Origin of the sequence: Blautia aquisgranensis (assembly GCF_040096615.1) — a bacterium.
Classification (GTDB): domain Bacteria; phylum Bacillota; class Clostridia; order Lachnospirales; family Lachnospiraceae; genus Blautia_A; species Blautia_A aquisgranensis.
In genome coordinates this window covers 23,128-40,401 of the sequence record NZ_JBBMEJ010000022.1, presented here as the reverse complement: position 1 = coordinate 40,401, position 17,274 = coordinate 23,128, and the positions used below count along the sequence as shown (strand labels likewise).

The following is a 17,274-nucleotide window of genomic DNA, read 5'->3' as shown; positions in this document are numbered from 1 at the left end:
TCACTTCAGACGAAAGGTTTTTTCGATAGATAATTGTTTATCCGTTTAATGTTCCAGCATGATCTTAAGGATCTCCCGGTCAGTCTCCTTCATGCCATCTTTACCGATCTGTCCCACACAGCTGATGGTCTCTGCGGTCTCTTCCTGGAGAATACCGGTGTATGGAGCATAGGACTGTCCGTTCATGGCAAGATGATGTGCAAGGAACGCTGCATCCAGGCTGGCTGCGATCTTGGCCGCGCAGGAGATTTTTGCACCGTCACAGATGATTCCCGGGATATTCGCCAGCGTGTTCTCTATGGTCTTCTTGATCTGGGCAGTACTTCCTCCTACCATGTAAGTGATGGCCGCTCCGGCTGCACAGGAAGCCGACACTGCACCACAGAAGGCAGAAAGCTTGCCAATATAATGTTTCTGATAAACTGTAAGCAGGTTGGAAAATACAAGTGCACGGTAAAGGCTGTAATCCGGCAGCTCCATCTCCCTTGCATAGACAATCAGAGGAACGGAGCAGGCGATTCCCTGGTTTCCGCTTCCGGAATTGATCACAACCGGCATGTCGCAACCGCCCATTCTTGCCTCAGAAGCAGCTGCCGTAAGGCTTCGCATCCTGGTCAGCATATCGTAGGAATAGCTCTCTCTTATGACACGGCCGATGCCCAGTCCGTATTTTCCGGTCATTCCCTCATGGGCAATGGCCATATTGCTGCGGATCTGTGTATCCAGAAGATCCTTTACATCCGAAATTTCCACAGTGTCTGCAAATTCCCGGATATCCTCCAGGTCAAGCAGGGTGCGGTCTGCTTTTTCTTTTTCCTCCAGTGCCTGATCCTCGTCCAGAAGAACCTCTCCGTTTTTGATGATTTTTGTCACATTGATGTGATCGTATTTGATCTCAAGACTGACATTGTCCTCACCGGCCTGCATCTCAATAATAATGTGCAGAACCACCGGCGTATCCAGAAGCTCTACCTTGCAGATGTCTGCATCCAGAAGCTCCCGGCAGCGTTTCCGGCCTTCCTCTGTCACTGTGGAAAGCACTTCCATGTCAAGAGAAGCGTCTCCTGCAACCGCACCCAGGACAACGCCTGCCGGAATTCCCTTTAATCCGCCGGAATTGGGGATGATCACGCAGCGCACATTCTTGATGATATTTCCGCTGCATTTCGCTGTGATGCGCTCCGGCTCTTTTCCCAGTATTTCTCTGGCTCTTGCCGCCCCGTAGGCCAGGGCGATAGGCTCGGTACAGCCCATGGCCGGGATCATTTCTTCCTTAAGGATTGCAAGATAATTATCGTATATGTTTTTGTTCAAATCTTTCTTTTCCCTTCTGTCTGATCACTTCTTTTCGCCGTATTTATGGCAGGCTACCATATGCCCCGGCTCTGCCTCACGAAGCAGAGGTGTCTCATTTTTGCAGCGTTCCTCACACCACGGGCATCGGTTATGGAACCGGCATCCATTGATTCCTCTGGACTGAACACCGGTATCTGTGACGATTTTGTCCAAAGTTTTTACTCTTGGATCCGGAACCGGAATGGATGAAATCAGCATTTTTGTGTACGGATGCAGCGGATTGGAATATAGCTTGTCCGCATCCGCAATTTCCATAAGATTTCCCAGATAAAGTACGCCGATCTCATCACAGATCTTCTGCACTACCTGCAGCTGATGGCTGATGAACAGGTAAGTAAGACCGTATTTCTGCTGAAGGTCCTGGAGCATCTGCACGATCTGCGCCTGCAGGGAAACATCCAGCGCAGAGATCGGCTCGTCACAGACTACAAACTCCGGCTGTACGGAAAGTGCCCTTGCAATGGAGATTCTCTGTCTCTGACCACCGGAAAACTCATGGGGATATTTAAGAAGATCCTGTTCTTTCAGGCCAACCACACGGATCAGCTCTTTTGCACGATCCTTCCGTTCTTTCGGTGTGTACATTTTGTGGATTTCCATAGGCTCACAGATGATATCCTGTACCGTATGGCTTGGATCCAGAGATGAATACGGATCCTGGAAAACGGACTGCATTTTTTTCCGGTATGGAAGAAGATCTTTTTCCCCCATGGCTCCGATCTCTGTACCTCCGTAAAAAATCTCTCCGCCGGTGGGCTGATGATATCGGAGGATTGCCTTACCGATGGTAGACTTACCGCTTCCGGACTCTCCTACAAGACCGAAAGTTTTTCCCTTTTCGATGGAAAAGCTTACCTGATCTACTGCTTTAAGGATGCCTGGCTTAAAGGAGAATATTTTTGGAGATTTCTGTTTAAAATATACTTTCAGATCTTTTACTTCAATTAATTTCTCGCTCATTTCGTCTCCTCTCTTCTGTGGCAGAGAATGCGGTGTCCCTCTGATGACTCATAATATTCCGGAAGACAGGCTTCACAGGTTTTGTCCGCATATTTACAGCGGTTCAAGAACGGACACAGAGAACCGCTTCCGTCAGAAAGATCTCTCTCCAGAAACTGTTCAAAAGTTCCGCCTACACGCGGCATACTTGCGATCAGTGCCTGTGTGTAAGGATGTCCCGGATGAAGGAAAATCTCCTCCACAGTTCCCTCCTCCACGACATAGCCGCCACACATAACAGCCACCCGTTTACAGGTCTGCGCCACAACACCCAGATCGTGAGTGATCAGAATAATACTCATATTGTTCTTTTTCTGAAGTTCCAGAAGAAGATGCAGAATCTGCGCCTGTATCGTTACATCCAGAGCTGTTGTCGGCTCGTCTGCAATCAGAACTTTCGGGTTACTGCTCATGGCCATGGCGATCATCACACGCTGACGCATACCGCCGGAAAGCTCATGAGGATAACTACGCATGGCTTTTTCCGGATCTGTGATACCTACTGCTGTGAGAAGCTCCAGCACACGTGCTTTTGCCTGTTTTTTGTTCATATCTGTATGACGGCGGATCAGCTCCACCATCTTACTTCCTACTGTATAGACAGGATTCAGGGCAGAAAGGGAATCCTGAAAGATCATGGCGATCTCGCCGCCGCGGATCTTGCGAAGCTCTGCCTCATTTTTCTTTAAGATATCTTCTCCGTGAAACAGGATTTCGCCGCCCATGATCTTACAATTGGACGGGCCAAGACGGAGAATGGATTTCGTTGTCACACTTTTTCCGCTTCCGGACTCTCCCACGATTCCGAAAAAATCGCCTTCTTCAATGGCAAAGCCGGCATCTTTTACTGCCTCAGTTTCTCCAAGATCCGTAAAGAAAGACACCTTCAGATCTTTTACTTCCAGTAATTTTTCCATTTATCATGTCCTCCTTACTTCGGCTCGAATACTTTTCTTAAAACTTCTCCCAGGTAATTGAAGCTGATAACGGTGATCAGGATCAGGATTCCGGGAAAAATCGCAAGGTACGGAGCCTGCTGGATATAACGCTGTGCATTGCTTAACATACTTCCCCAGGAAGCAGTTGGCGGCTGGATTCCCAGTCCGAAAAAACTCAGCGCAGATTCCATCAGAATGGCATTTGCAATGTTCATGGTCGCAGCCACGATAATCGTCGGCATGATATTCGGAAGAATGTGATGCACAATAGTCGCGAATTTTTTCTGTCCGGAGATTTTTGCATAGATAACATATTCTCTCTCATTCAGGGAGATCGTCTCGCCGCGGACGATTCTTGCAATGTTCATCCAGGTAAGGAAACCGATGATCAGAACGATATTCTGTAATCCCGGCTTGAGAAAAGCATTCATAACAATCATGATCAGGAAGGTCGGAAGGCTCATCAGCGCATCTACGAGACGCATCAGAACTGCATCTACTGTTCCACCCACAAAACCGCTAATGGAACCTATGATCACACCAAGAGCTGTGGAAAGTATCATGGAAAGAAAGCCAACCAGAAGGGACGCTCTTCCTCCGTAAATACAGCGGGCCAAATAATCTCTTCCCATATCATCTGTACCAAAAAGATGTGCCATGGAAGGACCGTTCAGTCGCTCCGTTGCACTGAGGGCGTTGGGATCCACCGGATACAGGAATGCAAAGATTGAGATCAGTGCCAGAAGAATGATTGCTGCCGCACCGACAACTGCAAGTTTATTCGTTTTAAATCCAAGTTTGATATTTTTCCAGATATTTTCTCTCACGTTCCTTCACCTCCTAACATCCGGCCTTGCGGATTCTCGGATCAAAGACAGCATACAGGATATCTGCCAGAAGATTTCCGAGCACCACAAGAAGTGCTGTAAACATTGTGATTCCCATGATCAGCGGATAGTCATACTGCATAACGGCAGTTACGGCCAGCTGTCCGATTCCCGGCCATGCAAAAACCTGCTCTGTGATAATGGCACCGGAAACCAGTGACTGCAGACTCATTCCCAGAACCGTGATCATCGGAAGCATGGCATTTTTCAGTACATGGCGGAAAAGAATTCCGGACTCTTTCATTCCGTAAGCCTTCTGTACCATAACGTAATCCGATGACATTTCTGTGATCGTGCTGCTTCTCAAGTAACGGATATACTGGGAAGCATTGGCAAAGGTCAGCACTGCACATGGCATCACCATATGTAATACAAGGTCTCCGAAGGAACGGTTTCCGTCTGAATGCATACCGATGCTTGGCAGAATGTGAAGATGCACACTGAACAGATAAATCAGCATGATTCCAAACCAGAAAGTCGGAATGGAAATTCCCACATAGCAGAAAAGGCTGGTAATCTTATCCAGGATTCCGTTCTTGTTTTTTCCGGAATACAGTCCCAGCACAATGGCGATGAGAAATCCCAGAAGCATACTGGTTCCCATCAGGATCACAGTTGCAGGAAGACGTTCCAGCATCTGTGTGAGAACCGGGCGGTTATTCATCAGGGAATTTCCGAAATTCCCGTGAAAAATCCTTCCCAGCCACAGAAAATACTGTTCATAGACAGGTTTGGTAAGTCCCAGGCTTTCTCTTAAATTCTGAATGTATTCTTCACTCATGTTCGGCTCTACATATGTGAGCACCGGATCTCCAGGCGCTGCTTTTGTCAGTGCAAAGCAGAGAATAGATACGATGAATAAAGTCAGAATACACTGTATCAGACGGTTTACGATTTTCTTCAAAATGTACCTCCTTAAAATTTCCCCGAAAACAGGAAATTGGCTGGCGCGTAAAAACAGCGTCAGCCTTTTCCCTTCCAGTGTTTTATTTCTGTATAAAATTAATTTCTTTATTTCTCCAATGTGTAGATCTTGGAGTAATCATAATAGATCGTCTTTAACAGGCACTCATCAAAACCGCCGAAATCCTTGCTTACTGCATAGAAACCGTTGGAATATGCGATCGGGTAGATGTACATATTGTCGTTGATGGTATTCTGGATCTCTTTGTATACTTCGCTTCTCTCTGTCTCATCTGCTGTGCTGTTGCCCTTCTCCCAGAGTGCATCAAGATCAGTATCCTTGATTCTGGAATAGTTGGAACGGCTGTCAGAAGAGCACATATCTGCGTAAAGGCTTGGCTCTTCACCTAATGTATAGAAGCTTAATACCAGGTCATAATCTGTGCACTCCGGATCCTTTGTCTTGTTCTTGAAAGTAGATTCATCTGTCGGAACAAGATTAATGGTGATTCCTACATTCGCCAGTGCAGACTGTACATAAAGTGCCTCGCTCTCCATGGTCTTATCTGTGGAAACATACATAAGATTCAGGGAAATGTTGCTCTTGCCAGCCTCGGAAAGAAGCTCCTGTGCCTTAGCCGGATCATTGTCATAGGTATTATCCGGCTTCGCATAGTAGAGAGTATCCGGTGTAAACAGGGAATCTGCCGGCTCTGCGTAATCCTCAGAAAGGAATGCAAACTGGCAGAACTCTTCTTTATTAAGTGCATATGCAATAGCCTGACGCACTTTCACATCCTGAAGGTCTTCGTTCAGCTCATTCATGAACATAGCGTTAACTCTTCCGGAGTTGTATGTATTGATGTTTACATTGTCGTATGCGCTGACTGTGTCGTAATCATCAGCACTGATCAGACGTGCATCCAGATCGCCGCTTGCCAGTGCTGCATTGGCGGAACTGGAGTCTTTAACGATCTTGAAGGTGATGGAATCCAGATTCACATCCTCGAAATAATCATCGAATTTCGTAACTTTGAAATATTCTCCGGATTTATACTCTTCGAATTTAAACGGGCCGCTTCCGATCGGATTATTGTTCAGATCGCTGTCTCCGATATTCTCCACACCATCATAAATGTGCTTCGGAATGCAGTAAACCTGGCTCAGTCCGCCAAGGAAGCCTGCTGATGAGGATCCCAGGGAAAGCTTCACGGTAAGGTCATCAACCTTCTCCGCTTCAACAGTCTTGTCATTTACATATCCGTAAGAAGAATATGGTACATTCTGCTTCTCGTCTACCAGAATCTGCATGGTAAATACTACATCGTCTGCTGTGATTGGCTCACCGTCGTGCCATTTCAGTCCATCCTTAAGCTTCAGAGTGAATTCGCTGGCGTCGTCATTGGCTGTCACGCTCTCGCAAAGCCCGTTTCCGTAATACATCTCTCCATTTACGATCTCGAAAAACGGGCTGTACAGGGACTGCATCATATCAAAGCTTGTCTGATCCATAACATAAAGCGGATTAATGTTCTGAGGATCTGCTGTCTCTGCGATGGTAATGTTACCACCTTCTGCCTTGGTTCCTTCTGTAGTCTCTGCTGCAAAAACCGCGGTTCCTGCCATAACTGTAGTTCCTGCCACTGCAGCTGCAAGAAGTGCTGCCAGTACTTTTTTTCTCATTTCTAGGGTCCTCCTCTGGTCCAGTGATTATTCCCATTTTCCCACTGGCTTAGTATGATATAAAAGATAGTACTATATCACACCGTTTTTGTCAAGCTCAACTGGAAAATCCTGTGAATTTTTATCACTGCATTTCGTTAAAACTTTACGTTTTATTTTACCTGCAGAGGGCAGGGACGTCAAGGAACATTACTCTTCTACGATAGCAATGATATCATCTGCATTGATAACCAGATATTTCTCTCCTTCATATTTAATCTCTGTTCCTGAATATTTACCGTAGATAACACGGTCTCCTGGTTTTACCTGTACAGGTACTTCCTTACCGTCAACGATCTTACCGCCACCTACAGAGATAACCTCTGCCTGCTGTGTCTTCTCCTTGGAGCTCTCCGGAAGTACGATACCGGATGCTGTCTTATCCTCTGTCTCAAAGTATTTCACGATAACTCTGTCTTCAACTGGTTTTAATGCCATTATTATTTCCTTCTTTCTGTATTTATTAGCACTCTTTTGTATTGAGTGCTACTCTTTTCTTATCATACTACAAATCCGGAAATTGTCAAGATATTTACGGTTATTCATCCTTGGCGACTTCAATCGGCTCTGTTTCATAAATAAATTTCACACTTCCGTCCATGTCGCTCTGGCGACTGGTAAAACTGTCATAAGAAACCGCTTCGGATTTCAGTGCTTTGAAGCGGTCGATCACATCTTTCAGGTCCTTGTTTACTGCATCGTCCAGTTTCTTCACACCATCTTTATAAAATTTCTTCTGTCCGTCGCTCAAAGTCTTTGCACCGTCACTGAGCTTGGTAAGTCCTTCCTGTACCTGTCCGCTTGCTTCTTTAAGCTTGTCGCCGCCGCTCTTAAGTGCTCCTACACCAGAGGAAAGAGCCGACGTTCCGCTCTTAAGACTCTGGGTTCCACCTGCAAGAGTTCCAGCTCCTTCTGCAAGCTTGTCTGCTCCACTGTTTAACTGAGCTCCGGAAGAGGAAAGTGCTGCCGCGCCCTGGGTCAGTTTACTGCTGTTAGCAGAAAGTGTCTGGATGCCCTGCTGAAGTTTTGTGATGGCTTCTTTGATCTGTTTGCTGCCTGCTATGAGTGTTTTTTCTGATTTTTTCAGAGAAGCAGCGCCATTTTGCAGGGCTTTTGCGTTCGCATTCTTTTCGCCCTGAACTTCCGTGATGCCTGAAATAATGGTTTTCCCTTTATCAATAATATCTTCTGCGCCTGCCTGAAGGCCACTGCTTCCTTCTTCCAGATTATTTTTGTATGTAGACTGAATCCCGGTGTTATCTTTTACAAGAGAATCTGTATTCTCTTTCAGCTTGCCAAGCTCGCTTTGAATCTCCGGTAACTGACTGCTCAGATCTGTGAACGCTTTTTTCATCTTGGTCATGGTCGCCGAAAGTTTTTTACCTGTACCGGAAAGAGTATTTCCGCTATCTTTGATCTCCTGTCCGCTGCCGGTCAGATTCTGTGCTTCCTGATCCAGCTTACTGATCTCTTCGGCAAGGCTGTCCATAGCTGTGGAAAGTGAATCGGTCGTATTTTGCAGAGTGCTCAGATTTTCTGCCGCTGTCTGACTGTTCTTCGCTGCTGCAACTGATTCTGCGGCAGCTCCTTTCAAAGTATCTGCCACATTTTTCAGCTGGGAGGTATCCGGTTCCTGGCTCTGAATGGAAGAAGTATCTATACTTTCTGCACTGCTGCTGGCTGCCTGCACGGCTCCAAGTGCCGCCTGTACTGCTGCTTTTGTACTTTCATCCATAGTACTGTAGTCAATTCCAGAAAGAGCCGCTTCTGCTACTGAAAGATTATTTTTCACATCGGAAATCCCGGTATCTACCGCAGAAGTATCCGCATTTACTGTCCCCTGGCTGCTGATCCAGTTCTCAACAGCTGCCGACTGGTTATTCATAGTGTCTGCATTTTTCTGCAAAATCTCGGCCGCCGTCTGCGCTGCACCTGCTGCCTGCTGTGAAATATCCGTTTTGTCAGCCGACGCAAGTCTGCTGCTAAGCTTCGCAAGCTTCTCTCCCAGCTGTTCTACATCGGTTATATAGCTTTGTACCTGAACATTATAATCGTAGACAGCTCCTGCATAGGTTTCCATGTCATCGGAAATTGTCTGCAGTGCCTCTCCATCCAGCGCGCTTCCAAGTTCCTGCAGCTGTGTTACCGCTGCCTCAGTATTTTTCAGTGTTTCATCAAGTCCAGGAGCCAGAATATCCAGCCTCTTGAAAAAACTGTCCAGTCCTTTCAGATACTGAATCATTTCCTCGAAAAGCTGGCTGCTTCCATCAATATAGTTTTTCACTCCATCGGTTACGGCAACTGTCCCTTCCACATAGGCGCTGATCCCGTCAGAAAGGCTGCTTCCACCGGAAACATAGCTGGCCACTCCTTTTGTATAGGAATCCACACCTGATGTAATCTGAGATATACTGCTGTTAAGTGTGTCGACACCTGTGATGTACTGTTTTACTCCTGTTGCAAGTGTTCCGGCTCCGGAAGTATAAGTGGAAACTCCCTGTGCAAGCTGAGACGCGCCTGTGCTCAAAGCCACCGCTCCACTTTGCAGGGTTTCCACTCCGTTGTCCAGCTTATCCGCTCCGGAATCAAGAGAAGCAATTCCATCCGCCAATGTTGCAATTCCATCATCAAATTCTTTGTATTTAGTGCTCAGCGTATCCGCACCTTCGTAAAGAGATTTTGTCCCCTTGGAAAGCTTCGATGCTGCTTTTGTCATTTTACTGATGGAATCCTGAAGATCATCAATACTGTCAAGATCATCCAGATCGATCTCATCCAGAACATCCGTCATGGCTACTGTAAAGGATTCACTCATCTCACACTCTGTCACATCAGCCTCTACGGTAACATCCTCCGGAATCTCCACATCTTTCTCAATATCCTTCGAAAGATTCAGGCTTTTTTTCAGTCCCGGCATGGCTATTCCCAGAACAATATTTCTGGAATCGTCCTCCACAACCTTCCCGTTGTCTACCATCACATTGGAAAAATGATCCGTGGAAAGAATCATTCCGGTGATCATCATAAAAGGCGCATATAATTCTGCTGATTTTCCATTGATCTTTCTGGTTGTCTTCTCATTATTCTGGTATGTGATATGAATTTTCAGATGTCCGGATTTTCCTGCCAAATCTTCCGGCTTGACTTCTTTTCCATCTAGTTCATACGTGAAATGCACAGTTACAGGAAGCTCTTTATCAGTTTTTCCTTCATAATGGATATCTTTTCCATCATTTTCCCAGGTGAGTGTATCGCCATTTTGAGTAAAGTCTTCGTCGCCCTTCGTATTCTTGATCTCTGTAAGATCTGAAGCGTCTGCGATCGTAGAACCGGAGGCCTGTCCTGAGTTTTTCAGCCATTCAGAAACAGTGATCTCTTTTACCGTTCCATCTGCATGCGTATTAACGTAAACAGTCTCCTCCTTGCTGATGGCACTGCCATTCCGTTCTGCTGCACCTGTAAGTATACTCGTCCCCATAAGCATCGACATGCCTGCTGCCAGTGCTGCCGCTGATCTTCTTTTTATATTTTTCATACCGGATAACTCCCTCTGTTGTATTTGTTATACTGCTATAACTTTGTTATACAATAACGAGTTAGTCACGTCAATCTTTTTGTAGATGTTTTATCTTTTTTCGTATATTTTTCTCAGAAAAAATCGGCCTTTTCGAAAAAATAAAGCATCTGCTCACGAACGATTTAAAATGTAAGAAATCGCTGTAAGCAGATGCTTATTTATTGCTTAGTTATTGCTTAGTTATTTATGATACGGTTCCCCGCTGATGATCCGGTAACTCCGGTAAATCTGTTCCAGAAGGATCACTCGCATCAGCTGATGCGGAAACGTCATCTTTGAAAAGCTGAGTGCATAATCTGACCTTTTCAGGACTTCTTTTCCAAGGCCAATAGAACCGCCGATCACAAACTGGATGTGGCTGATTCCACGAATTCCCAGCGTATTAATCTTTTCAGCAAATTTCTCAGATGTGAGCTGTTCTCCTGCAATTTCCAGAGTGATCACAAAGGCATCATCCCGGATATATTTCAGAATACGCTCCCCTTCCTTATTCCGGATGGAATCCTCCACAGTCTCACTTGCATTATCCGGTGTTTTTTCATCGGCAGCCTCTATAATCTCAAGCCTGCAATACCGGCTGAGACGCTTGGAATATTCCGCAATGGCATCTCTTAAATATTTTTCTTTAATTTTTCCTACGGTGAGGATGCTTATCTTCATCAGCCGTTCTCCTCCAGATAATTCTCAAATTCTTCCGCTGACATCAGTACCTTTCGAGGCTTGGTACCCTCCTCCGGTCCGACAACACCTGCGTCGCAGAGCTGATCCATGATTCTTGCTGCACGGTTAAAGCCGATTTTGAACATACGCTGGAGCATACCAATGGAAGCTCGTTCTTTCTCTATAATAAACTTACCGGCATCCGTGAAATACACATCCCGGTCACCGCCACCTGCACCTCCAGCTGCACTTGCTGTGTTTACCTGCTTCTCGATAGCAGTATCATAGACAGCACCCTGATTCTTGTCTGATACATATTCTACAACTGCACTGACTTCCTCATCTGAAACAAAAGCTCCCTGCAATCTGGCAGGCTTTTGATATCCCTGCGGATAAAACAGCATATCGCCTTTTCCAAGAAGTTTTTCTGCACCATTCATATCCAGAATTGTTCTGGAATCCACACCGGAAGAAACCGAAAATGCGATTCTGGAAGGCATATTCGCCTTGATCAGACCAGTAATAACGTTAACCGACGGTCTCTGTGTAGCAATGATCAGATGAATACCTGCTGCACGTGCCAGCTGAGCCAGACGGCAGATCGCATCCTCTACTTCACCAGGTGCGACCATCATAAGATCCGCAAGCTCGTCCACAATGATCACGATCTGCGGCATTTTTTCCGGAGCAGTCTCTCCCTCCGGAACTCGCATATTGGCAACCTTCTTATTATATTCTCCAAGATTACGCACTCCGTACTCCGCAAAAGCATTGTAACGGCTTGTCATTTCCGAAACTGCCCAGTTCAGAGCACCTGCTGCTTTCTTCGGGTCTGTAACGACCGGAATGAACAGATGCGGAATACCATTATAAACGCTGAGCTCAACCACCTTCGGGTCAATCATGATCAGACGTACCTCATCCGGCGTTGCCTTATAGAGAATACTAATGATCAGCGTATTGATACAAACAGATTTACCGGAGCCTGTTGCACCGGCAATCAGAAGATGTGGCATCTTAGCAATGTCTGCTACAACTGGCTTTCCTGCGATATCCTTACCCGCTGCAAAGGAAAGCTTGGATTTCGCATTCTTAAATTCTTCAGACTGAAGAAGATCCCTCAGCATAACAGGACTGTTCTCTTTATTCGGAACCTCGATTCCCACAGCAGCCTTACCTGGAATCGGTGCCTCAATACGGATATCCGGAGTTGCCAGATTCAGCTTGATATCATCTGAAAGACCTACAATCTTGCTGACCTTGACTCCCATTTCCGGCTGCAGCTCATATCTTGTTACAGTAGGTCCGCAGCTGACATTTGTAACTGTCACGTTCACACCGAAATTATGCAGTGTTTCCTGCAGCTTCTGGGCTGTTTTTCGAAGATGTGCATCGGAATCACCCTGTGATCTGCCATCACCACGTTTCAGAAGCTTCAGCGGCGGGTACTGATATGGTTTCTTCTCCGGAACTTCCTTCTGGCTGATTTCATGCTGGATATTTTTGATTCCATGCTCAATCTCTGCCTGGGAAGATTTCGGATTTCTTACAGGCTGATGTGCTGATTTCTCTTCCTGCTGAACCGGTGATTCAGTCTTTATATCTGTCGCAGCTCTTCCTGATCCATGTTTCCTGTTTTCATCTACTGCAGCTGATGTTTTTTGCGGAAGGACCTGTTGCATTTCCGGTATATCAGCGTCCTCATAACCATCATAATCGTCTTCCTGAATCTCCTGCATATCCCGCTCAAAATCCGGTACATCCGTTTCGTCTGCTTCTTCCACCGGTTGTGGTGCAGAGCGATGGATCTGAAATTCCAGAGGTTCTTCATGTTCGGGCTGTTTCATCTCTGTCTCGTTCATTTCGCCGGTTATATCTGCGTCTGCCGGAAGCTCTGCTTTTTCTTCATCCAGAAAAGAAGGAAGATTAAATGCTCCCTTACGGTTGGCTTTTACAGCTGCCTGTCTTTCTTTTTCTGTCTTTGCAGTTTTTTTACGAAATTTCTTCTTCCCTGCAGTTTCCGGAATATCTTCTGAAAGGGCAAGCTCTTCCTCCGCAAGTTCTTCCTCCAGCTGGCGAATCTTCTCTGCTCTTCTCTCTGCACGGATCTTCTTACGGAGTTCTTTTTGTTTTTCGCGGTCAGGCTGGCCATCCATATAGGCCTCCCGTCCTTCCTGGAACACATCTGTAATGAAATCCAGTATTTTATTCATAAATCCGAAAAAAGATCTCTGCGTTATAATGATCAGTGACACCATAAGCACCAGCACAATAATCACTGTTCCACCTATTACACCAAAAGCCGAAGCTGTAGAAATACACACAGCGCCGCCAAAAACGCCACCACCGGTATGATACTCTGAGCTTAAGGAATAATAATCCGCAAATGTGGTACTGGGCGTATATCCTTCTGTCAGAAGCTGAAGAAGACCACAGAGAAAAATAAAAAATATGATTCCCGCCAGTATCTTCTTATAAGCAAGAGGATTGGTATTATTCACAAGCAGAAATGCCACGCCTCCAAACAGCACAACTGGGAACAGATACGCACATAATCCCATAATACCAAACGTTATACTGCTGATGGCATTTCCCACAATGCCGCCCATTCCAAATGCACTGATCATCAGGATGATGCAGGCAGCAAGCATTACCAACGTAAGGATCTCGGTCTGAAATCTGTTACCGGCAGGCTGCTGCTTTGATGCAGTCTTTCTTTTTCTTTTTTTTGTTGTTTTTGAAGCTGCCATTGTCAGATTCCTCCCAGTTGATCTTAAATATAGTTTACAGCCAGTACAAGAATTCCGGCTGCAAAGCTGTAAAATGCAAAATAACGCAGTTTAGCCTGATTGACAAGATTAAGCATAAACCGTATTACAAAATATCCTGTAATTCCGGCCACCAGCATTCCCAGTACATATGTAAAACCTTTTCCGACAGTCATGCTTACTGCCGTAAACTCTCCCATTTCTACAAAAAACGCTCCGATCACTGCCGGAATACTCATAAGAAGAGAATACTTCACGGCGAATTTCCTGCTTAGGCCGCAGAAAAGTCCAGCACTCATGGTAAGCCCCAGTCTGGACAAGCCAGGTAATACAGAAACTCCCTGACAGATACCCATCCACATGGCATCTCCATAACCAGCTTCCCTGGTTCCCTTATTTCCATTTATATTACTATAATCCACTACAAGAAGAATCACGCCCGTCAGCAACAAGCCGATCCCGGAAAACATATGCGATGCTGCAGTACGCACAACCAGACGTTTGCACTGATATCCAATCAGCATTGTCGGAATGCATGAAACAAAAAGCAAAGCAGTAAGCTTACGGTAAGTGCCACTTACAATCTTCGCATAGGTAAGATTCTTCCCTGTTCTCCTGTTATAAAAAAATATATTGGCATTTCCGATAAGATCCAGGATCATCCCGATCAGTTCGATTCCAATCTTCTTAATATCCTTTCGAAAAAAAAGTATCAAAGCTGCCATAGTTCCTATATGAAGCATCACTTCAAAAAGTACTCCGGAACCTCTGGTTCCACCAAGAAGCCGCTGTACTGTGCAGAGATGTCCAAAACTGCTGACCGGCAGAAATTCTGTGATGCCCTGCAGGATTCCCAATATGATCGCATGTATTACTGACATAGTTATATTTCCTTTTCTAAAAATTTTTCCAACACATTATAGCATAATTGCAAAGAACTTACAATCCACACTTAACAGAAAAGTCAAACAAATGTTCTTTTTATTAAAATAAAAAACCTCCCGGCCGAGTCTATATGACTACAGCAGCCGGAAGGTCTGTTTATAAACAGATTCTCTTTTTATTTATTTTTCAGATACTCGTCGATACCTCTTGCACCTGCTTTACCGGCACCCATTGCAAGGATTACGGTAGCAGCACCTGTAACTGCATCACCACCGGCATATACGCCGTCTTTGGATGTCTTACCGGTTTCTTCCTCAGCAACGATACATCTTCTCTTATTAATATCAAGACCTTTCGTTGTAGAAGAAATAAGCGGGTTCGGTGAAGTACCAAGGGACATGATAACTGTATCTACATCCATGTCATACTCAGATCCTGGAATCTCAACCGGGCGTCTTCTTCCGGAAGCATCCGGCTCACCAAGCTCCATCTTGATAACCTTCATACCATTTACATGGCCGTTCTCATCCACAAGGATCTCCTTCGGATTAGTAAGAAGATCAAAGATAATGCCCTCTTCTTTTGCGTGATGAACTTCCTCTGCTCGTGCTGGAAGCTCTGCCTCACTTCTTCTGTATACGATATGTACCTCAGCGCCAAGTCTCAGAGCTGTTCTTGCAGCATCCATGGCAACGTTACCGCCACCAACAACTGCAACTTTCTTACCTGCTGCGATCGGTGTATCGTAGGAATCATCAAATGCTTTCATGAGGTTGCTTCTTGTAAGATACTCGTTGGCAGAGAATACACCGCTTGCATTCTCACCCGGAATACCCATAAACATCGGAAGTCCTGCTCCGGAACCAATGAATACAGCCTCAAATCCCTCATCCTCGATCAGCTGATCGATGGTTGTGGATTTACCGATGACAACGTTTGTCTCGAACTTAACACCTAACTCTTTAACTTTCTCGATCTCTTTCTTAACGACTTTCTGTTTCGGAAGACGGAACTCCGGAATACCGTAAACAAGAACACCGCCAAGCTCATGAAGAGCCTCGAATACAGTTACATCGTAGCCAGCTTTTGCAAGGTCACCAGCACAGGTAAGTCCGGAAGGACCAGAACCGATAACTGCAACCTTATGTCCGTTCTTAACTTCTGCTCCGGCAGGTTTGATATCATGCTCAAGTGCATAGTCAGCAACGAATCTCTCAAGTTTACCGATGGAAACAGCCTCGCCTTTCTTACCACGGATACACTGTCCCTCACACTGAGACTCCTGCGGGCATACACGACCACAGATAGCCGGAAGTGCTGATGACTGTCCGATCACCTTGTAGGCTTCTTCAATATTTCCTTCTTTAATGTGTTCAATGAATCCAGGAATGTTAATGGATACCGGGCATCCTTCCACGCATTTCGGTTTCTTACAGCCAAGGCATCTCTGTGCCTCTTCCATTGCTTCTTCCTGATTGTATCCAAGACATACTTCCTCGAAGTTTGTCGCACGTACCTTCGGATCCTGCTCTCTTACAGGAACTTTATTTAACATTTTTGCATCTGCCATTACTTGTCACCTCCGCACTGTCCGCATCCACCGTGGTGGGTATCGCCTTCCTGAAGTTTCAGTAATGCACGTCCCTCCTGGGTCTTGTACATCTGGCTTCTCTTCATAGCCTGATCGAAGTCAACAAGATGTCCGTCGAACTCCGGTCCGTCTACACAGGCAAATTTAATCTCATCACCGACCTGCAGACGACATGCGCCGCACATACCGGTTCCGTCAACCATGATCGGGTTCATGCTGACAATTGTATGGATGCCCAGCTTCTTGGTAAGAAGACAGACGAATTTCATCATGATCATCGGTCCGATTGCAACGCAGACATCATACTGTTTGCCCTCGTTTGTTACAAGATCCTCAAGCGTCTTGGTTACCATACCGGAACGTCCGTAGGAACCATCATCTGTTGTAACATAAAGGTTGGAAACTGATGCAAGCTCTTTCTCAAGGATAACCATATCCTTCGTCTTGGATCCAAGGATAACATCTGCTGTGATGCCATGCTCATGAAGCCATTTAACCTGCGGATAAACAGGTGCTGTACCAACACCACCGGCAACGAATACCATTTTTTTCTTCTTGAGTTCTTCGATATCCTCGTGTACAAACTCAGACGGGCATCCAAGAGGTCCTACGAAGTCACGGAAAGCATCTCCCTCTTTCAGTGCAGCCATCTTAATTGTAGATGCACCAATCTCCTGGAATACGATGGTGATCGTACCTGCCTCGCGATCGTAATCGCAGATAGTGAGTGGAATTCTCTCACCCTTCTCATCAAGTTTCGCAATAATAAATTGTCCTGGCAGACAGTGGCTTGCCACACGTGGTGCATGCACAACCATAAGATGGATCTTAGCTGCCAGCGTTTCAGCTTTTAAAACCTTATACATGGTCTTCCTCCTCGCGCAAATTATAAACCTTTATTAATAATACGCTAAAATTTATCATATGGCAAGGGGAGATTTACAATTTCTGTCGATTTTCTTTATCACATTACAGTGCAACCACGTTA

At 45.6% G+C, this 17,274-nt stretch carries 13 protein-coding genes; all 13 read right to left on the bottom strand.

Annotated elements, in window-relative coordinates; all coding sequences use genetic code 11:
- Positions 1-45: 45 nt before the first annotated feature.
- Positions 46-1,266, bottom strand: a complete 1,221-nt coding sequence (locus tag WMO28_RS14655) for an L-cysteine desulfidase family protein (RefSeq protein WP_178643495.1) — start codon at positions 1,264-1,266, stop codon at positions 46-48.
- Between the two features lie 72 nt (positions 1,267-1,338).
- Complete coding sequence (locus WMO28_RS14650) at positions 1,339-2,316, bottom strand: oligopeptide/dipeptide ABC transporter ATP-binding protein (RefSeq protein ID WP_178643489.1); 978 nt, start codon at positions 2,314-2,316, stop codon at positions 1,339-1,341.
- Positions 2,313-3,272 carry an oligopeptide/dipeptide ABC transporter ATP-binding protein gene (locus WMO28_RS14645; RefSeq protein WP_178643487.1) on the bottom strand — a complete coding sequence of 320 codons (960 nt, stop codon included), beginning with the start codon at positions 3,270-3,272 and terminating at the stop codon, positions 2,313-2,315. Before WMO28_RS14645 ends, WMO28_RS14650 begins: the two co-directional genes overlap by 4 nt.
- Before the next feature lie 14 nt (positions 3,273-3,286).
- A complete protein-coding gene (locus tag WMO28_RS14640; protein ID WP_349057473.1) occupies positions 3,287-4,120 on the bottom strand; it encodes an ABC transporter permease in 834 nt (277 codons plus the stop codon).
- Between the two features lie 13 nt (positions 4,121-4,133).
- Positions 4,134-5,084, bottom strand: coding sequence for an ABC transporter permease (locus WMO28_RS14635; RefSeq protein WP_349057472.1), 951 nt, complete (start codon positions 5,082-5,084; stop codon positions 4,134-4,136).
- Positions 5,085-5,191: 107 nt separating this feature from the next.
- Positions 5,192-6,766 (bottom strand): ABC transporter substrate-binding protein, encoded by a 1,575-nt coding sequence (locus WMO28_RS14630; protein WP_349057471.1) that lies wholly within the window; start codon positions 6,764-6,766, stop codon positions 5,192-5,194.
- A 189-nt stretch (positions 6,767-6,955) separates the two neighbouring features.
- Entirely contained in the window at positions 6,956-7,243 is a 288-nt protein-coding gene (locus WMO28_RS14625; RefSeq protein WP_178644303.1) for a co-chaperone GroES, read from the bottom strand.
- A gap of 100 nt (positions 7,244-7,343) precedes the next feature.
- Positions 7,344-10,340: a leucine-rich repeat domain-containing protein gene (locus tag WMO28_RS14620; protein ID WP_349057470.1), complete on the bottom strand. Its 2,997-nt coding sequence runs from the start codon at positions 10,338-10,340 to the stop codon at positions 7,344-7,346.
- 222 nt (positions 10,341-10,562) lie between these two features.
- Positions 10,563-11,042: a 23S rRNA (pseudouridine(1915)-N(3))-methyltransferase RlmH gene (gene rlmH / locus WMO28_RS14615; RefSeq protein ID WP_349057469.1), complete on the bottom strand. Its 480-nt coding sequence runs from the start codon at positions 11,040-11,042 to the stop codon at positions 10,563-10,565.
- Positions 11,042-13,792 carry a DNA translocase FtsK gene (locus tag WMO28_RS14610; protein ID WP_349057468.1) on the bottom strand — a complete coding sequence of 917 codons (2,751 nt, stop codon included), beginning with the start codon at positions 13,790-13,792 and terminating at the stop codon, positions 11,042-11,044. Before WMO28_RS14610 ends, rlmH begins: the two co-directional genes overlap by 1 nt.
- 23 nt (positions 13,793-13,815) lie before the next feature.
- Positions 13,816-14,691: an undecaprenyl-diphosphate phosphatase gene (locus tag WMO28_RS14605; RefSeq protein WP_349057467.1), complete on the bottom strand. Its 876-nt coding sequence runs from the start codon at positions 14,689-14,691 to the stop codon at positions 13,816-13,818.
- A gap of 179 nt (positions 14,692-14,870) precedes the next feature.
- Entirely contained in the window at positions 14,871-16,265 is a 1,395-nt protein-coding gene (gene gltA, locus WMO28_RS14600) for an NADPH-dependent glutamate synthase (protein WP_349057466.1), read from the bottom strand.
- Complete coding sequence (locus WMO28_RS14595) at positions 16,265-17,152, bottom strand: sulfide/dihydroorotate dehydrogenase-like FAD/NAD-binding protein (RefSeq protein ID WP_349057465.1); 888 nt, start codon at positions 17,150-17,152, stop codon at positions 16,265-16,267. The genes gltA and WMO28_RS14595 overlap by 1 nt, the downstream gene beginning before the upstream one ends.
- Positions 17,153-17,274: the final 122 nt, after the last annotated feature.

Coding starts and splice junctions, on each gene's coding strand:
- rlmH (WP_349057469.1), bottom strand. CDS start 11,042: ATGAAGATAAGCATCCTCACCGTAGGAAAAATTAAAGAAAAATATTTA.
- WMO28_RS14650 (WP_178643489.1), bottom strand. CDS start 2,316: ATGAGCGAGAAATTAATTGAAGTAAAAGATCTGAAAGTATATTTTAAA.
- WMO28_RS14630 (WP_349057471.1), bottom strand. CDS start 6,766: ATGAGAAAAAAAGTACTGGCAGCACTTCTTGCAGCTGCAGTGGCAGGA.
- WMO28_RS14625 (WP_178644303.1), bottom strand. CDS start 7,243: ATGGCATTAAAACCAGTTGAAGACAGAGTTATCGTGAAATACTTTGAG.
- WMO28_RS14595 (WP_349057465.1), bottom strand. CDS start 17,152: ATGTATAAGGTTTTAAAAGCTGAAACGCTGGCAGCTAAGATCCATCTT.
- gltA (WP_349057466.1), bottom strand. CDS start 16,265: ATGGCAGATGCAAAAATGTTAAATAAAGTTCCTGTAAGAGAGCAGGAT.
- WMO28_RS14610 (WP_349057468.1), bottom strand. CDS start 13,792: ATGGCAGCTTCAAAAACAACAAAAAAAAGAAAAAGAAAGACTGCATCA.
- WMO28_RS14605 (WP_349057467.1), bottom strand. CDS start 14,691: ATGTCAGTAATACATGCGATCATATTGGGAATCCTGCAGGGCATCACA.
- WMO28_RS14645 (WP_178643487.1), bottom strand. CDS start 3,272: ATGGAAAAATTACTGGAAGTAAAAGATCTGAAGGTGTCTTTCTTTACG.
- WMO28_RS14620 (WP_349057470.1), bottom strand. CDS start 10,340: ATGAAAAATATAAAAAGAAGATCAGCGGCAGCACTGGCAGCAGGCATG.
- WMO28_RS14655 (WP_178643495.1), bottom strand. CDS start 1,266: ATGATCCCGGCCATGGGCTGTACCGAGCCTATCGCCCTGGCCTACGGG.